The organism is Scytonema sp. UIC 10036, from assembly GCF_009725235.1.
The window spans coordinates 1-19,519 of the sequence record NZ_WJFC01000245.1; the positions used below are offsets into that span (position 1 = coordinate 1).

The 19,519-nt window shown below is 41.1% G+C and carries 8 protein-coding genes and 2 pseudogenes; 6 read left to right on the forward strand and 4 right to left on the reverse strand.

Going from position 1 to position 19,519, the window contains the following annotated elements; genetic code table 11:
* Together F7734_RS53920 and F7734_RS53925 are read right to left on the reverse strand one after the other, a co-directional pair.
* On the reverse strand, positions 1-665 hold a 665-nt coding region (locus tag F7734_RS53920; RefSeq protein ID WP_207714429.1), incomplete at its 3' end, for a cation:proton antiporter.
* A gap of 787 nt (positions 666-1,452) precedes the next feature.
* Positions 1,453-2,415, reverse strand: a complete 963-nt coding sequence (locus tag F7734_RS53925) for a class I SAM-dependent methyltransferase (RefSeq protein ID WP_155752455.1) — start codon at positions 2,413-2,415, stop codon at positions 1,453-1,455.
* A gap of 328 nt (positions 2,416-2,743) precedes the next feature.
* On the opposite strand from F7734_RS53925, the gene F7734_RS53930 reads away from it, so the two are divergent.
* On the forward strand, positions 2,744-3,004 hold the full coding sequence (locus tag F7734_RS53930; protein WP_155752456.1) for a transposase family protein: 261 nt from the start codon (positions 2,744-2,746) through the stop codon (positions 3,002-3,004).
* A 35-nt stretch (positions 3,005-3,039) separates the two neighbouring features.
* Here F7734_RS53930 and F7734_RS53935 read toward each other — a convergent pair whose 3' ends face one another.
* A complete protein-coding gene (locus tag F7734_RS53935) occupies positions 3,040-4,644 on the reverse strand; it encodes an MBL fold metallo-hydrolase (RefSeq protein WP_155752457.1) in 1,605 nt (534 codons plus the stop codon).
* Between the two features lie 191 nt (positions 4,645-4,835).
* Here F7734_RS53935 and F7734_RS53940 point away from each other — a divergent pair.
* Positions 4,836-5,050 (forward strand): annotated as a pseudogene (locus F7734_RS53940) (DUF4277 domain-containing protein); the annotation flags it as partial.
* Between the two features lie 628 nt (positions 5,051-5,678).
* On the opposite strand, the pseudogene F7734_RS64735 reads toward F7734_RS53940, so the two are convergent.
* Positions 5,679-5,771, reverse strand: a pseudogene (locus F7734_RS64735) (IS630 family transposase); the annotation flags it as partial.
* A 511-nt stretch (positions 5,772-6,282) separates the two neighbouring features.
* On the opposite strand from F7734_RS64735, the gene F7734_RS53950 reads away from it, so the two are divergent.
* The 4 genes from F7734_RS53950 to F7734_RS53965 form a co-directional block, all read left to right on the forward strand.
* Entirely contained in the window at positions 6,283-8,214 is a 1,932-nt protein-coding gene (locus F7734_RS53950; protein ID WP_155752459.1) for a non-ribosomal peptide synthetase, read from the forward strand.
* Between the two features lie 262 nt (positions 8,215-8,476).
* Complete coding sequence (locus tag F7734_RS53955) at positions 8,477-9,463, forward strand: 3-oxoacyl-[acyl-carrier-protein] synthase III C-terminal domain-containing protein (RefSeq protein ID WP_155752460.1); 987 nt, start codon at positions 8,477-8,479, stop codon at positions 9,461-9,463.
* A gap of 89 nt (positions 9,464-9,552) precedes the next feature.
* Complete coding sequence (locus tag F7734_RS53960; RefSeq protein ID WP_155752461.1) at positions 9,553-9,852, forward strand: acyl carrier protein; 300 nt, start codon at positions 9,553-9,555, stop codon at positions 9,850-9,852.
* A partial coding sequence (locus F7734_RS53965) for a non-ribosomal peptide synthetase (RefSeq protein WP_155752462.1) occupies positions 9,849-19,519 on the forward strand: 9,671 nt, incomplete at its 3' end. The genes F7734_RS53960 and F7734_RS53965, both read left to right, overlap by 4 nt.

The following is a 19,519-nucleotide window of genomic DNA, read 5'->3' on the forward strand; positions in this document are numbered from 1 at the left end:
ATTGTAGCTAATACTGTGTTTGTGATCGATAATATGGACAACTTTTCACTGGTTACTAATCCAGTAGCAATAGCTAATGCTATCCATAGCACAATATCATGAATCACTGCAGTTGAAAGTACAATTTTGGCAAAGCGTGTACTAATAATCTTAAGATCAATAAAGATTTTCGATATTACAGGAACAGAGGTAACAGATGTTGCAATTGCAATTACCAATTGTAACGCTAATTCATTATTTTTTTCTCCGATATATGGTTTAAAATTATATATAAATGGAGCCATCAATCCTGCAAGAAAAGGGACAATTGTTGAGCCAAATGCAAGAACAAGGATAATTTGTTTATCTTCACGATCTAATGATTTTTGAATTTCAAATCCTGAAATAAACATTAACAATGTTAATCCTAAGTAAGAGATTAAAGAAATTAGTTTTCCTTCTGTTTCAAAAGCTGCAAATATCCATGCATACACTTCTGGCATAAAATGACCTAATGCTGTTGGACCTAATAATATCCCTCCTAAAATTTCTCCAATAACTCTAGGGAGTTTGAAGCGATAAAAAAGATAACCAAAAACATGAGAAAAAAGAAGGATTAAAGTTATTGCGACGAAGAACCTTGTTAGTTCTAAATCACTCAGTGTACCAGAAATTGAGGTTCTCATATTCGCTCCTTCATTATGTGTTTAGAGAATCAAGAGCAGTACCATAGTTCAATAGGAATTAAATACTTATCTAAAAGAATACATTTAAGTTTTTTTAGAGTAGGTCTAACGATACATATCTTCTACTGAACCGACTCTCTAGGGCTAAATTTCCCTCTAAGAAGCCGATACATAAAGGGGCTGGAATGAAAATTGAAACACTCACCTTCTCTGTGAGCAGTACAGCTTAGAGCTTAACCGAACCGTATTGCATCAACTCCTATCAATCGCTCTCCACAACAGCTACAAGTTCCTGGGTGATGGTTGCAAATTTCTTTACACTCTTCTGGTTCGTATAAAAATCGAAGTAAATAAGATTATTTTTCTATCATGATAGTAATAAAAGAGCGCTAAGGTCATTCTGTACGATTCTTAGACAATCTACAGATTTCTAGAATTGTTACTGGAACAGTGATTTTATCGGATCTCAACTTAAGGCAGGAAAACTTACAAGAAGAAGGTTGCAGCCTTTAAGGGATTAAGCCTCGCTTAAGCAAAATTCTGTTCCGCCTTAAGTTGATACCCATTTGATCTATAGTACTCCTCTGCTGATTTTTGAACAAAACTCAGTACACCTTAATGGTCTGTAATCCTATTGGGTCTTACCTTTTACCTCTTGCCTGTGTACGCAAACAATTTCAGGAATCAAACCGGATTCCTATATATTACTTGACGTGATTAAGGCCTTTATCGTGGAAGAAATCTACGAGTTTTGTTAGTCAAACAGGTTTCTTAGATATCATTGACACTACGCCTCGGCAGTAATTTGAAAGGAAAAAGTCGGATTCACGCATTCACCCGGCGTTTCAACTGTTTTTGTAACAATATTTGTGAACCCTTCAAGCAAGTTTACTAGCTGGGCTTCATCACGAATCATGTGCCGGGTATGCAGAGATGCAAATTTCTCAAAGCGATCCATTAGAAGACTTATCTTTTCCTGTGATGAAGAATGATTTGGAAATAACAGCGAACCATATTTTGCAAATAATTTGCGTGCGCGATCGGCATATGCTCTTCGTTGTTCTTCGGTTGTTGGCTCACCAATCATTGCAGTTGTCACGAGACAACCGCCCGGCTTAAGTATCTTCTTCCAAACAGATACCGCTGGACACTTTGACTCTGCATTTAAGACTGTGAGAAATTCGTCAGTCACTACCAAATCGAACGATGCAGGTTCAATTTCCGCAGTGAGGATATTTGTATGATATGTTAAAAGTGACAAACCATGTTTCTTGGCATACCAACGAGATGATTGAAGAGGAGTTTGGCAAATATCATAAAGAACTAATTCAGGCTGTGCATTTGATGCCTTTATTGCATCATAAACGGTTCGGAGCATACCATAATCAGCTGCGGCAGATATCATCACCCTAGCACTTCTATTTTTTGAAAACACATTGCATAGAGCTTCTTGGTAGAAAGGGTACCAGCGCGGGATCGCGACCATGTTTAAAAGCTGGAGATACTGCCAAGTACCATGATACCATCCACATGAATTATCCTCGCTCAGCAATTTCGCTTTTTCCTTTCTCCCCCACTCTTCCATTCCCCCGGTTGACTTGCTTTCACACATTTCATTTGACCATTCTTCCATCAGTATCGAAGACTCTTGCAACTCGAGAAGTTCTTCCTCGGTAACAATGTTACCTAAGGAATCCTTAATGTAGTCATTGAGTAATTTTGAATCTTGTTCTTGAGCCTGTTGAAACATATTTCGTTACTCCCTGGTAAAAGTTTAGTTTGATAGCAAAAGCTTAGTCTCTACAATTATTTCTTGTACCCTTCTCTCTAATAATAAACTTCTTGTTTGGAAAACCATACTTTTGTATAGCAATCTACCATTTGTTTTCCTTTAGTTAGTATTAAAAACCATATATCCAAGAATGTCAACTTACTTTATTTTATTTGTTCATAATGAGGTTGCTTGAAAAGTGGTCTGCTGTGATTTTAGGAACTAATTGATCCCCTTAAATCCCCCGGCAGGGCTGTTTCATCCCCTAAAACAGGTAAAATAGCAAGTGGTGAGGGGATGAAAAATCATGAATGCCAATCTGATTGAACAGTTGAAGCAAGTGGAAGATTTTAGAACTTTAGATGGTCGAAGACATCCACTTTGGTTAGTGTTGTTGTTTGTAATAATGGGCCCTATGAGTGGATATGTTGGGTATCGTGCATGGGGAGATTTTGTCAAACGTCATCGTCGGATTTTAATAGAGACATTTGGAATACAAAAACATGAGTTTCCCTCTTACTCAACAATAAGACATATAGTCATGGGTATAGACTTCGATAAACTATAGCGATCGCGTTGCAAAAAAAATGGATAAAGTCGAGCTTAGACTGACAGAATAATCTCCTTTTGCCCGAATAATCGCTCACTAGTGAGACCTCGGCGATTGCACTCCTCAACAAGCTTATTGGACTCAGCAATAATCAGTTTTGAGGCTTCTCTATTCGACATTTCGAGCAGATGATTCATCCAAGGTTCTTGCCCCATGGCATACACATAGACCTGCTCTGGAGCAAAACCCTCAACCATGTCTAGGGCTCGTTCGAAATTGGAGCCATTGATCCTACGGGATTGATCCATCTCTCGAGGAATCGCCTTGGTTAACAATGGCCCATATAGCCACGATAGGGGAGCTCCATCACACTCCATCCCAATAAACAACACATCTAGTTTTCCCACTAATTTCCGAAGGTGGTCGCATAGCTTCGGTTGCAGGTTATTGGAATCCGCTACACAGAGAATAGAGCGCCCTTTCAGACGAACCAGATGCGTCAGCTTTGTGCGGATATTTAGGTCTCCATGTTCGCCAAGAAAAGGGAGCCCAATAATTATTCCGTCAGCAACTTCTATCTCTTCCATCTCATCCATTTCAATAACATTCTTGAAACCGGTATGCTTTAACAATAGTTTCAGGGAAGGATCCACCAGCACTCCACTGCCGCTCCTTGGAACAACAATAGTTCCAATTTTATACCGCAGTTGTAATAGCACCTCAAACAGAACATGATCCTGATGGTTATGAGTAATCAGCACATAATCTATCTTTTCTGGTAAGTCTTCAAATGTGTAGCGAGGGATACCTCGATCATCATATTTATAGCTGATTAACGGATCTATGAGAATGGAGGTATTCGAAGTTTCTATAAGGAGACAAGCATGACCGTAGTAGCGGATGCGCACATCCTTATCTTGATAAGTCTGGCTGGGCTGTGGAGGTTCCTCCGTAAAGAATGAGTGGAAAAGCTCATCCTCATCATTGTCCAGGAGGTTGAACTGTTCTTTGATATAGTTCAGAGGTTTAGGGAATGTTTTCATCTCAAAAAGCTCATCGATTCCTTGATGGGAAAAAGGAATCCGCAGGTTGAGGTAATTGGATTCATGAAGCCGAGGTGTTGACAGGATAAAGCTTCGGTTATCGTTGTCAATTAAAGAAAGGGCAATGCTTTGTGCGGAAGGTTGGTAATAGGGGCTTCTATAAAGTAGTCCCTCAAAAAAGCGCATGGACGGATGATTATGCGGGTCGTACACCAATTCGACATAACCTTGCAAAGGCTCTGGCATCTCTTGGTAAAGCGTTTCTAACGAATATCCAACAGCTTCAGCTTGAAGTTTTTCATCAAAGGCTTTGAGCGCAGAAGCAAACTGCAGCAGAGGCTCATTTTCTTGAAGGGTTTTCTCTAACAAGTCCTTGATTTCACCCATACGTTCCACAGGATAATTAATAAAGGGACCACCCAGCAGCGCCGGGTCTTTTTGCGCATAGATGTGGACTTGTGGCGTTGCAATGAAAGAGCGAAGAATGTTTAGATGCAAGTTTTCTACATACATCGCTGCTGTTGTGGGAGCAATGAGATAAGACCAAGCATACCATTGGTTGAAGAGCGGTTCTACGAGAACATTTTGCCTGAGGTAGAGATTTCCTTGAGTCATAAAACTTTCCTACTTAATATCAAATAGATAACAATACTTCAGATAGTTATAATATTACTGGATTGTGCCTAATAGTCTGTTCTCTTAATATCTATTTACATCCATACTCTTAAGTCAGGGATACTATCGGCTTTTTGAATCGAAAGAAGGTTGATGTGAGACGTAATTTTTTTAAAGTGGGAATAAAAACAAAAGAAACTCTAAGTCCAGGACAAGTAATGAAAGCGATGATTTTGAATGGATTAGGGTTTTTGAGCGCCCCATTATATCTAGAGCGAAGATTTTTTTTGTAGGAAAAGCGACGGAACATCTAATAGGAACGGGAGTATTACCATGACATTTAAACGATGATATATTAGGGAGAGCGTTAGACAAATATTATGAAATAGGGACAACCAAATTATTTACAGCGATCGCATGAATAAACCAACAGAATCCCCTACTTTACGCTGGATATTTCAGAGCCAGTTGCTTCAAGTCGGGGAACCCGACTTGAAGCAACTGGCGTATGTTTTCAAGGAATTCATCTTCTGATCCTACAAGGGTTTAAACAAATTCTTAACTTAACACAATCACGTTGTTATATTACATCTTACAGTTCCTACCTACCGCTTGTCAAAAATATTATTTATTATCTTAGTTTTAAAATCTACAGTTCCCTATTGCATATACTGATGTTTTCATGATTGATTAAAAATAAAAAATTTTAATATTTTTGTTTAAATGGCTTTTTCTACACGATAAAAAAGCTTAATTTATGGTGTGTATAATTTATTTTTTATTGGGACTTGATTGTTAAAAACAATAGTTTTTAATTGCGCGTGAATGTAGTTTTCTTATGCTACTTTTTGAAGGGCGTAATGTGGGTTAAAAGTAGATTCAGGAAATGTAGATGATAAAAGCGTTTTTGTAGAAATCTAATTATTTAGATTAAAAATGAACTTCAGCCAGAAATATTAGATTGGTAAAATTTTTCTGGCTTGGATATTTCAAAATTATCAGTAATATGAGTTACATCTGCGGAATGTGGGTTTAAGGTTATCCATGACAACAATTGCCCCTTTACACAACTGTGGTACTAAGACCTGGGTCACATAGGTCAGAAATACCTCAGTATTTGTACTCCCTGGAACGGTCATTGCAGCCACAAGCCCATCCCGGTTTAAAGCACCAATCAGAGAAACGGCAATGTTTAAATTTGCCAATTTGGCAAATTTAAATTGAGTAGCTACTTGCATAAATCTACCTGCTGTTCTTACACTCCAGTCAAACTCGGCTTTTACGAACTGCTGCTTAAATGGATAAAGTCGAGCTAAGGCTTTGAGTACCGTACCTGATTTGATCACCGGCGAGATCAGCGAGAATTCTTTGAGTTGCACTCTTACTCAGTACATTCAGGGGATAACTCTCATTTTACCTGGTTCTGGGCTTAACCGAACCGTATTGACACATCTCCAAAAAAGAATACAAGTACAGGGGCAAAATTAATTTTATATTCACATCGCCTAAAATACTAATGGAACGGTAAATCCATGTTAAAGAAATATGTAAGTAATTTGACATAACTACGTTAAAAGCATTAGGATGAGGACTTAATAAGTATTGCATATCGTTAACAAGTAAAAATGGAGTTCAATCGTGAGCGATTTATTTAAAGATTTATCTTCACAAGAGTATTATCAAATCTTAGCGGGATTAAATCATACTGAGACTGAATACCCCAATAAATGTGTTCATGAACTATTTGAGTTACAAGTGGAACGTACTCCAGATTCAACTGCCATTGTCTTTGGGAATGAGAGGTTGACTTATCGACAGCTTAACGAGCAAGCTAATAAACTTGCACACTTCCTGAAGCAGATAGGTGTGAGTTCAGATATACCAGTTGGACTATTTATTAATCGGTCTGTTCAAATGGTGATTGGCTTGCTAGGTATACTCAAGTCTGGAGGAGCCTATTTGCCATACGATCCAACATATCCGAATGATCGCTTAGCACAGATGTTTAAAGAAGTTCCAGTCAGCGTTCTGCTGACTGAGAAACGTCTTATAAATCAGTTACCGGATTGTCATGCGAAAATCATTTGTCTAGATGCAAGTTGCGAGCAGTTTGCAGGAGAATGTAGTGAAAATCTTACAGATACTCATGCTACTCTAGACAGTCTTGCGTATGCAGTCTTTACTTCTGGTTCTACAGGTAAACCAAAAGCCACAGCAGTTTACCATCGGGGTTGGACTAATTTATTAAATTGGTTTGTTCAAGAATTTAAAATTAACCCAAATGACAAGGTACTTGTTATTAGTTCTTTCAGTTTCGATATAACTCAAAGAAGTATTATGATGCCGCTAGTATGTGGAGGAGAATTACATATATTGGCATCAGATTATTTTGATCAGACTCTCACTTTGGAAACTATTTGCAGTTCACAAATTACTCTACTTAACTGTGCACCCAGCTCTTTCTATGCATTGGTCGAAATGCAGAATCACGAAATTTTTAAACAACTAATGTCTTTGAGGAAAGTTTTTCTAGGAGGTGAACCTATTTCTGCCTCAAGACTTGAAAACTGCGTTTCATGCGATTTTTTTAATGCAGAATTTATTAATGTTTACGGAGTAGCAGAATGTTCAGATGTATCGACGTTCTACAGACTATATGATTTTGAACAATATATCTCATCATCAGTGCCTATCGGTAAGCCTATTTTCAATACAAAAATTTATTTGGTCGATGAAAATCTAAATCTTGTTCCTTTTGGTGATATTGGTGAATTGTGTATAGCTGGAGATGGAATAGGAAGGGGATACCTTAATGATCCAATCTCGACGGAAGAGAAATTTGTATTTGAGCAATTTAATTCTAATTCAAATGTACGGCTCTACAAAACAGGCGATCTCGCTCGTTATCGATCGGATGGTAATTTAGAATATTCTGGACGACTCGATTATCAAGTAAAAATACGTGGTCAACGTATTGAACTTGGAGAAATTGAAACGTCACTTCGTCAACACCCTGAGGTAAAGGAAGCCGTAGTAATAGTTGAAGAGATTACGTCCGGAGACCAGCGCTTAGTAGCTTATATAGTTTGTATTAATTTACTTGCGATTGCGAATACAGAAGATTCAAATAATAGACTTATAGACAGTTTACGCAATCATCTAATTGGTAAAATGCCTCACTACATGGTACCGAATGAATTCATTTTTCTTAGGGAAATGCCTTTAAATCCTAATGGAAAAATAGATCGAAAATCATTATTAAATTCAAAAAAAACAGCTAATAAAAACACTGATAAATTTGCTGAAAATACAAAAACATCTTTTGAAGTTGTAATCGCGGGATTTTTTATAGAGGCATTAAAATTAACTGAAATCGATTTCGAAGAAGATTTCTTTAAAATGGGAGGACACTCACTATTGGCTGCTCAGATATTGTTAAGAATGAGAGAGACATTTGATGTTAATTTCGATTTATCTGTGTTTCTCTCATCCAAAAAAACTAGCGTGAAAAGCTTAGCAAATCTTGTAATGGAATTTAAACGTAGACAGAACCAACATTCGATTTTATGAGTTTTCCAAGCTGCTTACCTCAAAATGAGCCAAAACTGTTTATTTGGAAGGACTTAATGCATATATCACCCGTTAGATGAGTAGTGCCGTATTGCAGTAGATCCATCGAAGTATATCTTGATAGTCTTTTGAGAGTTCTTGAATCTTTTGTTACTTCTAGTCGCACTTTACAGGTAAAGCAGTTTGGTTCTCATCCCATCTATGCACGTTGAAAATTAATAGTACAATCGCTCTGTAAGTAAGAATATAAATTAAAATCAAAATGATTTGTCCTGGAATTAGTTACTCTGACTACTACATTGCTGAGCAATCGGTTTCTATTGAACAGCTTATCAGCAACTTGTCTGAATCTAATATTCCTAATGGGTTAGATCGCAAGCAGTTCACCGAGATATTGATTGAAACTCTGGGAGTGCAGTTTGTTTACGTTGACGATCGAAAAAATGAGCTACTACGTTTTCATCAATTATTACAAAGGTACTTCTTGCAATACAGTTCGACACCTGAAGAAATAGATGTCTTGATCTATGCTGCTGGCGATTCTATTGCATCCGGACACTCTTGGGCTGAGAATGATAGTGAATGCATTAATATTGCATACTCTGTAAAACATGAGTTCAAATTGGATAATGCGTTACTGTTTAATGTTGCAGTTGAGTGTGCTAGCACATTGATAGCTATGCGAATAGCTCTCTCCATGCTAAGAGATAGATCGGCTCGGAAGGTTTTAATTTTATCAAGAAACTTCTATACTAATGACAGACGATTAAGCTTAATGGGAAAAGGTACACTTGTAAGTGATGGTGCTGGGATTATAGAGCTTTCAGCAGATAAAACAGATTGCTCAATAATTGATTTTGTAAGTATAGAAGATAATCGTATTAGTAAATTTTCAGACTTTATTACAAAATCGCAATTAGTTGTAGAGCTAGGAGCAAATGCAATCAAAACTTTAGTAGAAAGGAACTCAATTAAAATCCATGAAATCAGTATGATTATACCCCAAAATACAACGCGTTTCGCTTGGCAAAGATATTGTAAGATTCTTGACATTCCCATAAGTAAAGTTTTTCTTGATAATATTTCTGATTATGGACATGTGGGTGATGTTGATACTATTCGTAATTTAACAGATGTGTGGAGAAGAGGAAAAGGATTTATCAATGTTGGCGACTTCGTAATCCTCTATACAATAGGTACAGGAACAACTTGGGCTGCAATTCTTATTCAAAAGACAGAAAATTCATAATTAAACCTCATCCATTTTGAGAACTGGAGGTTCCACGACTTTTAGATCAAATCAAAGGCAATTCACAAGAGCAAAGCCAATCACTTTTGATGACTCACTTGCGGGAACACATTGCTAGGTCGCTAGAAATAACTACATCTGAGCTAAATGTTGAACTGCCGATTAACAAAATGGGACTTGACTCCTTAATGGTTGTGGAATTGAGAAATCTCCTCACAGCAGAGTTGGAAGTCAATATCCCAATGGCGAAATTTTTAGATGGGGTGAGTGTTGTTGGGTTAACAAAATTTGTGAGCGAACAACTTTTTGAAGTGAATTCCATTTCAAATTTATCAGTTGCACCCACAACTACATTTAGTAAGAAAAGCAAGATTAGAGGTAAATTATGAGTTTAACACAGCTTCTGGAAAATCTTCAAGCAACAGGTATAGAATTGTGGGTTGATGGTGACGAACTATGCTATGAAGCTCCGGAAGATGTGTTAACCCCTGAGTTATTAGCCCAAATTAAGCGATACAAACTTGAAATTATCCGAAATTTAGCGCAGGGGACTGATAATCCTTCGACTTATCCCCTCTCCCACGGTCAACAAGCACTGTGGTTTTTGTATCAATTAGCACCAGAAAGTACAGCTTATAACACCACATATGCAGCAAGATTAGTCACAAATTTAGATGTTCCAGCCCTTAAGCAGGCGACACAAGCCCTCATTGAACGACATCCAGTTTTAAGGACTACCTTTACAAGCATTGATGGCGAACCTGTGCAAACAGTTCATCAAAACCAGCAGGTTTGTTTTAGCATCCAAGAAGCTTTCAATTGGAGCCAAGATGAAGTAAACAACTGGCTTAGTGAAGTAAGCGATCGCCCTTTCGATTTAGAACATGGACCGATATTGCGCTTCAGAGTGTTGATTCATGACACTACAGATGGTACATTAGCTACAAAAGAACATATTTTGTTAATAAGCGCACACCATATAGTAGTGGATTTCTGGTCTTTAGAAATCATCGTCAGTGAACTGAGACTCTTATATCAAGCAATCACGACAGGTGTAGAGCCATTACTCAGACAACAAAATTGCCAGTATCGAGATTACGTCAACTGGTCAAAGCAAATGCTCAGTGGTACATTCTCTGAGGGTTTGTATAATTACTGGTCAAAACAACTGTCTGGTGAGTTGCCAATACTAAATCTGCCGACAGATAGACCAAGACCTGCGATCCAAACCTATAATGGTGCTACCTACTTTTTCGCTATAGAAGAACAACTTGTCGAAAAGCTGAAAGAATTGGCAAGTCAAGAAGGTGTCTCTGTTTACACGCTTTTTTTTGCAGCATTACAAGTATTATTACTACGTTATACCAATCAAGAAGATATTTTAATTGGCTCTCCGATGGCGAATCGGAACCGAAAAGAATTTGAAAACATTATTGGTTACTTTACTAATCCTGTGGTCTTGCGAGCAGACATGTCGGGAAATCCAACCTTTCAAGAGTTACTTGAAAGATCGCGCTCAAGTGTGTTAAATGCCCTAGACCATCAAGAATATCCCTTTCCTTTATTGGTGGAACAACTGCAACCTATCCGCGATCCAAGCCGTTCGCCACTCTATCAGGTAGCATTCGCTTGGGATAGCTCTCACCACGGTGAGGGAAAAGTCTCAATCATGGATAGTGATGGGTTGATTGTGGAATCATTGATTCCAGGATCTCAAGGAGCTCCGTTTGATTTAACTTTGACTATTGTTGACGTACCAGGCTCGCTCAAAGGTACGTGGAATTACAACACTGACTTGTTTGATGCTAGCACGATTGAGCGGATGAGTGGGCATTTTCGTACCATGCTCACAGCAATTGTGGCGAATCCTCAGCAAGGAATTGACCAATTGCCGATTTTAACACCATCTGAGCAACAGCAGTTATTGGTTGAGTGGAATCGAACTCAAGCTGATTATCCCCAGGATAAGTGTATCCATCAGTTGTTTGAGGAACAGGTTCAGCGTACACCTGATGCTGTGGCGGTGGTGTTTGAAAACGAACAACTAACCTACCAGCAGTTGAATTGTCGGGCTAATCAGTTGGCGCATTACTTGCAGTCCTTGGGTGTGGGGGCTGATGTGCTGGTGGGTATTTGTGTAGAGCGCTCTTTGGAGATGGTGGTGGGACTATTGGGAATTCTCAAGGCGGGTGGTGCTTATGTTCCTCTTGACCCTGAGTATCCCACTGAGCGTCTTAGTTTCATGTTAGAAGATGCTCAAGTAAGAGTACTGCTGACCCAGCAGTCACTCCTTGACAGACTACCTGCTGATACTGTAGAACTTATTTGTTTAGATACAGAAAATCAAGTAATTTCTCAGTGGAGTCAGGACAATCCCATCACTAATGTACAACCCAGTGACTTGGCTTATGTGATTTATACCAGCGGTTCTACTGGTCAGCCCAAAGGTGTGCAAATTTTACACGACGCTGTGAGCAATTTCCTATCTGCCATGCAGCAGCGCCCAGGAATTACAAAACAAGATATACTCCTTGGGGTAACTACTATTGCCTTTGATATTGCTGCGTTAGAAATTTTTCTGCCGATAACTGTAGGTGCATGTCTGGTCATAGCCCCTGGTGAGGCGACCCGTGATGGAAGACAGTTATTAGACTTGCTAGTTTTGTCGCAAGCAACAATCATGCAAGCAACTCCCGCTACTTGGAGATTACTTTTAGAAGCCAACTACCAATCTAGCAATCTCAAAATACTTTGCGGCGGAGAAGCTTTCCCAAGGGATCTAGCGAATGAATTGTGTGCTGTGAGCGCTTCAGTGTGGAACCTTTATGGACCATCTGAGACTACTATTTGGTCATCAGTATATCAAGTAGAATCCAAGGAGAGCTTGATTTCCATTGGTCGTGCGATCGCCAATACCCTGGTTTATATATTAGATAAAAATTTGCAACCAGTACCGATTGGTGTACCAGGAGAATTACATATTGGTGGTGCTGGTGTTGCACGTGGCTACCTCAACCGACCAGAGTTAACACAACAGAAATTCATCCCCAATCCGTTTGACAATTCAAAATTATATAAAACAGGGGATTTGGCACGGTATTTACCAGATGGCAATATAGAATACCTGGGACGTATCGATCATCAGGTGAAAATCCGGGGTTTCCGCATAGAGTTGGGAGAAATAGAAGCAGTACTGAGTCAACATGATAATGTGCAAGCATGTTGTGTGCTCGCCCGTGAAGACATCCTGGGGGATAAACGCCTAGTAGCTTACATCATCGTCAAGCGACCACAGATAAAACCCACAATCAGCGAACTAAGGCAATTCCTGAAAGCGAAGCTACCAGAATACATGATACCGGGTGCGTTCGTGGTCTTGGAGTCCCTACCGCTAACCCCCAACGGCAAAGTAGACCGGCGCGCCCTACCGATACCAGAATTAGACAGCACACTGCTGTGCCAATATGTAGCCCCGCGCACCCCAACTGAAGAAATGCTGGCACTTTTGTGGGCGCAAGTGCTGAAAGTAGAACTTGTAGGCATACATGATAACTTCTTTACCTTGGGAGGACACTCGCTACTAGCAACGCAACTGGTTTCGCGCATCCGCAATATGTTCAAAGTGGAACTACCATTGCGAGAGTTGTTTGCAGCAGCAACAGTAGCAGAATTAGCACCCCGCACCCTGCAATTGCAGCAACAAAATCTAGAACAGTCTATCCCACCCATATTAGCAAGGGAAGAAAATGCAGAACTACCACTGTCATTTGCGCAACAGAGGTTATGGTTTTTAGACCAGTTAGAACCAAACAGCCCCTTCTACAACATCCCGATAGGTTTGCGTATTGTGGGCAATCTCCAAGTGGCAGCGCTCTTACAAAGCTTACAACAAATCATTGTTCGTCACGAAGCATTACGCACTAACTTTATTACAGTTGAAGGAAAACCAACACAAATCATTCACACACCAACAAATTGGACATTCTCCGTTGTTGATTTGCTTGATGTACCCACAACGGAAATTGAAATAGCCACACACAAATTAGCGAAATTTCAAGCGATTCAACCATTTGACTTAGCAAGTGAACCCTTAATCAGAGCAACATTAGTAGTGCAGTCACAGACAGAACACGTATTGTTAGTGTGTATGCACCATATTGTCTCTGATGGCTGGTCAATGGGTGTGTTTGTCGAAGAATTAACAGCACTGTACAATGCCTATTCCATCGGTCAGCCCTCTGGTTTAGAGCCACTAGCGATTCAGTATGCAGATTTTGCCATTTGGCAGAGAAACTGGTTAGTTGGGGATGTACTCCAAAGCCAATTGGATTACTGGCTTCAACAACTAAAAGCTTCCCCAGCTTTATTATCGCTACCCACAGACAGACCAAGACCATCTGTACAAACATTCAGTGGGGCACATATTGAGTTTGCACTTTCAATGGAACTGAGTGCAAAACTGACAAAACTCTCTCAGGAGCAAGGGTGTACACTCTTCATGACGCTGTTGGCAGCATTTGATACCCTGCTTTACCGCTACTCTGGACAAGAAGACATTTTGGTGGGGACACCAATTGCCAACCGCGATTACAGTGAAATAGAGTCTTTAATTGGCTTTTTTGTGAATACTTTAGTGATGCGGACTGATGTTTCAGGCAACCCCAGCTTTATGCAGTTGTTGAGCCGGGTTCGCTCCATGGCAATCGATGCCTATGCTCATCAGAATTTACCATTTGAAATGCTAGTAGAAGCATTGCAGCCACAACGGGACTTAAGCCATACACCCCTATTTCAGGTGATGTTTGCCCTTCAGAATGCGCCTAGTGAGCAAATCGAATTTTCTGGGTTAACTATAACGGAGTTTCCAATAGAAAGTGAAACGGCAAAGTTTGATCTGACCATTATAATGCAGAACACCGCTCATGGACTAGTTGGTGTGTGGGAATACAATACTGATTTGTTTGACAAGAGTACTATTGAGCGGATGAGTGGGCATTTTCGTACCATGCTCACAGCAATTGTGGCGAATCCTCAGCAAGGAATTGACCAATTGCCGATTTTAACACCATCTGAGCAACAGCAGTTATTGGTTGAGTGGAATCGAACTCAAGCTGATTATCCCCAGGATAAGTGTATCCATCAGTTGTTTGAGGAACAGGTTCAGCGTACACCTGATGCTGTGGCGGTGGTGTTTGAAAACGAACAACTAACCTACCAGCAGTTGAATTGTCGGGCTAATCAGTTGGCGCATTACTTGCAGTCCTTGGGTGTGGGGGCTGATGTGCTGGTGGGTATTTGTGTAGAGCGCTCTTTGGAGATGGTGGTGGGACTATTGGGAATTCTCAAGGCGGGTGGTGCTTATGTTCCTCTTGACCCTGAGTATCCCACTGAGCGCCTTAGTTTCATCTTAGAAGATGCTCAAGTAAGAGTGCTACTGACGCAACAGCACTTAGTTGAGCAACTACCCAAACATCAAGCAACCCAAGTCTTTTTAGCGCAGATCTGGTCAGAAATTGTCGATAAGAACCAGGATAATCCTACCAGTGGGGTGACGCCTGGTCATCTAGCGAATGTAATTTATACGAGTGGTTCCACAGGTTTACCCAAAGGGGTGATGGTTGAGCATAGGGGATTGTGCAACCTAGCAATAGCTCAGAAGAAGGCTTTTGGCTTGGATGGTGATAGTCGCGTTCTCCAGTTTGCTTCGTTGAGTTTTGATGCTTCTATTTGGGAAATTTTGATGGCTTTTGGCTCAGGGGCAAAACTGTACCTAGTTTCAAAAGACGCTCTCATGCCCGGTATACCGTTAATTGAGCGATTACGCGATTATGGCATTACGCATATTACGCTACCACCATCAGCGCTTTTTGTTATGCCTATTGAGGAACTTCCGGTACTGCAAACAATAATTGTAGCTGGAGAAGCTTGTTCAGGGGAATTAATCAGGCAATGGTCTGCTGGTAGAAACTTTTTCAACGCCTACGGACCGACAGAAGCGACTGTCTGTGCCACAATCGTACTGGGCACGCCTTTAGACCAAAAAATCTCGATTGGGCGACCGATAGCGAACACGCAAATTTACATCCTAGACTCGCACGAACAACCAGTACCGATTGGTGTACCAGGAGAATTGCACATTGGTGGTGTGGGGTTGGCAAGAGGCTACCTCAACAGAACAGAGTTAACACTTGAAAAATTTATCCCCAACCCCTTTGACAATTCTAAGGTAACAAGTCACTCATCAAAATTATATAAAACAGGGGATTTGGCACGGTATTTACCAAATGGCAATATAGAATACCTGGGACGTATCGATCATCAGGTGAAAATCCGGGGTTTCCGCATAGAGTTGGGAGAAATAGAAGCAGTACTGAGTCAACATGATAATGTGCAAGCATGTTGTGTGCTCGCCCGTGAAGACATCCTGGGGGATAAACGCCTAGTAGCTTACATCATCGTCAAGCGACCACAGATAAAACCCACAATCAGCGAACTAAGGCAATTCCTGAAAGCGAAGCTACCAGAATACATGATACCGGGTGCGTTCGTGGTCTTGGAGTCCCTACCGCTAACCCCCAACGGCAAAGTAGACCGGCGCGCCCTACCGATACCAGAATTAGACAGCACACTGCTGTGCCAATATGTAGCCCCGCGCACCCCAACTGAAGAAATGCTGGCACTTTTGTGGGCGCAAGTGCTGAAAGTAGAACTTGTAGGCATACATGATAACTTCTTTACCTTGGGAGGACACTCGCTACTAGCAACGCAACTGGTTTCGCGCATCCGCAACATGTTCAAAGTGGAACTACCATTGCGAGAGTTGTTTGCAGCAGCAACAGTAGCAGAATTAGCACCCCGCACCCTGCAATTGCAGCAACAAAATCTAGAACAGTCTATCCCACCCATATTAGCAAGGGAAGAAAATGCAGAACTACCACTGTCATTTGCGCAACAGAGGTTATGGTTTTTAGACCAGTTAGAACCAAACAGCCCCTTCTACAACATCCCGATAGGTTTGCGTATTGTGGGCAATCTCCAAGTGGCAGCGCTCTTACAAAGCTTACAACAAATCATTGTTCGTCACGAAGCATTACGCACTAACTTTATTACAGTTGAAGGAAAACCAACACAAATCATTCACACACCAACAAATTGGACATTCTCCGTTGTTGATTTGCTTGATGTACCCACAACGGAAATTGAAATAGCCACACACAAATTAGCGAAATTTCAAGCGATTCAACCATTTGACTTAGCAAGTGAACCCTTAATCAGAGCAACATTAGTAGTGCAGTCACAGACAGAACACGTATTGTTAGTGTGTATGCACCATATTGTCTCTGATGGCTGGTCAATGGGTGTGTTTGTCGAAGAATTAACAGCACTGTACAATGCCTATTCCATCGGTCAGCCCTCTGGTTTAGAGCCACTAGCGATTCAGTATGCAGATTTTGCCATTTGGCAGAGAAACTGGTTAGTTGGGGATGTACTCCAAAGCCAATTGGATTACTGGCTTCAACAACTAAAAGCTTCCCCAGCTTTATTATCGCTACCCACAGACAGACCAAGACCATCTGTACAAACATTCAGTGGGGCACATATTGAGTTTGCACTTTCAATGGAACTGAGTGCAAAACTGACAAAACTCTCTCAGGAGCAAGGGTGTACACTCTTCATGACGCTGTTGGCAGCATTTGATACCCTGCTTTACCGCTACTCTGGACAAGAAGACATTTTGGTGGGGACACCAATTGCCAACCGCGATTACAGTGAAATAGAGTCTTTAATTGGCTTTTTTGTGAATACTTTAGTGATGCGGACTGATGTTTCAGGCAACCCCAGCTTTATGCAGTTGTTGAGCCGGGTTCGCTCCATGGCAATCGATGCCTATGCTCATCAGAATTTACCATTTGAAATGCTAGTAGAAGCATTGCAGCCACAACGGGACTTAAGCCATACACCCCTATTTCAGGTGATGTTTGCCCTTCAGAATGCGCCTAGTGAGCAAATCGAATTTTCTGGGTTAACTATAACGGAGTTTCCAATAGAAAGTGAAACGGCAAAGTTTGATCTGACCATTATAATGCAGAACACCGCTCATGGACTAGTTGGTGTGTGGGAATACAATACTGATTTGTTTGACAAGAGTACTATTGAGCGGATGAGTGGGCATTTTCGTACCATGCTCACAGCAATTGTGGCGAATCCTCAGCAAGGAATTGACCAATTGCCGATTTTAACACCATCTGAGCAACAGCAGTTATTGGTTGAGTGGAATCGAACTCAAGCTGATTATCCCCAGGATAAGTGTATCCATCAGTTGTTTGAGGAACAGGTTCAGCGTACACCTGATGCTGTGGCGGTGGTGTTTGAAAACGAACAACTAACCTACCAGCAGTTGAATTGTCGGGCTAATCAGTTGGCGCATTACTTGCAGTCCTTGGGTGTGGGGGCTGATGTGCTGGTGGGTATTTGTGTAGAGCGCTCTTTGGAGATGGTGGTGGGACTATTGGGAATTCTCAAGGCGGGTGGTGCTTATGTTCCTCTTGACCCTGAGTATCCCACTGAGCGCCTTAGTTTCATCTTAGAAGATGCTCAAGTAAGAGTGCTACTGACGCAACAGCATCTAGTTGAGAAATTACCATCACATCAGGCACAACTTGTTTACTTAGATACTAGCTGGGAGGTTATTTCTCAGTGGCAGAAGGAAAATCCAATTAATGCTGTGCATTCAAGTAACTTGGCTTATGTGATTTACACCAGTGGTTCTACAGGTCAGCCCAAAGGAGCACTAAACACCCATTTAGGGATTTGCAATCGCCTGCTGTGGATGCAACAAGCATATCAATTAACAGAAATAGATTGTATTTTACAGAAAACCCCTTTTAGCTTTGATGTCTCAGTTTGGGAGTTTTTCTGGCCATTATTGACTGGAGCGCACTTAGTTGTAGCTAAACTAAGTGGACATAAAGATAGTTCTTACTTGGTCAACCTGATATTAGAGCAGCAGGTTACTACAGTGCATTTTGTGCCTTCGATGCTCCAGGTTTTCCTAGAAGAACAAAGTTTAAAAAATTGTCGTAGCTTGAAACGAGTTATCTGTAGTGGCGAAGCTCTGCCAAAACAATTACAGGAGAAGTTTTTCGCTCGCATGAAGTGTGAATTGCACAATCTCTACGGGCCCACCGAAGCTGCAATTGATGTCACCGCCTGGCAATGCCAACCAGATGGCAATCTCACGACAGTGCCTATTGGGCGACCGATAGCGAACACGCAAATCTACATTTTAGACTCACACCTACAACCAGTACCCATCGGAGTGCCAGGAGAATTGCATATTGGTGGTGTACCTTTGGGACGAGGGTACCTGAATCGCCCACAATTGACACAAGGGAAATTTATCTTTAACCCTTTTAGCAACTACCCTGATTCCCGCCTCTACAAAACAGGGGATTTAGCACGTTATTTACCAGACGGCAACATTGAATACCTGGGACGTATCGATCATCAGGTGAAAATACGCTACTTCCGCATAGAGTTGGGAGAAATAGAAGCAGTACTGAGTCAACATGGTAATGTGCAAGCATGTTGTGTGGTCGCCCGTGAAGACACTAGGGGTGATAAACGCCTAGTAGCTTACATGGTACCGTACCCACACCAGACAATCACAGTAAGCGAACTAAGGCAATTCCTGAAAGCGAAGCTACCAGAATACATGATACCGGGTGCGTTCGTGGTCTTGGAGTCCCTACCGCTAACCCCCAACGGCAAAGTAGACCGGCGCGCCCTACCGATACCAGAATTAGACAGCACACTGCTGTGCCAATATGTAGCCCCGCGCACCCCAACTGAAGAAATGCTGGCACTTTTGTGGGCGCAAGTGCTGAAAGTAGAACTTGTAGGCATACATGATAACTTCTTTACCTTGGGAGGACACTCGCTACTAGCAACGCAACTGGTTTCGCGCATCCGCAACATATTCAAAGTGGAACTACCATTGCGAGAGTTGTTTGCAGCAGCAACAGTAGCAGAATTAGCACCCCGCACCCTGCAATT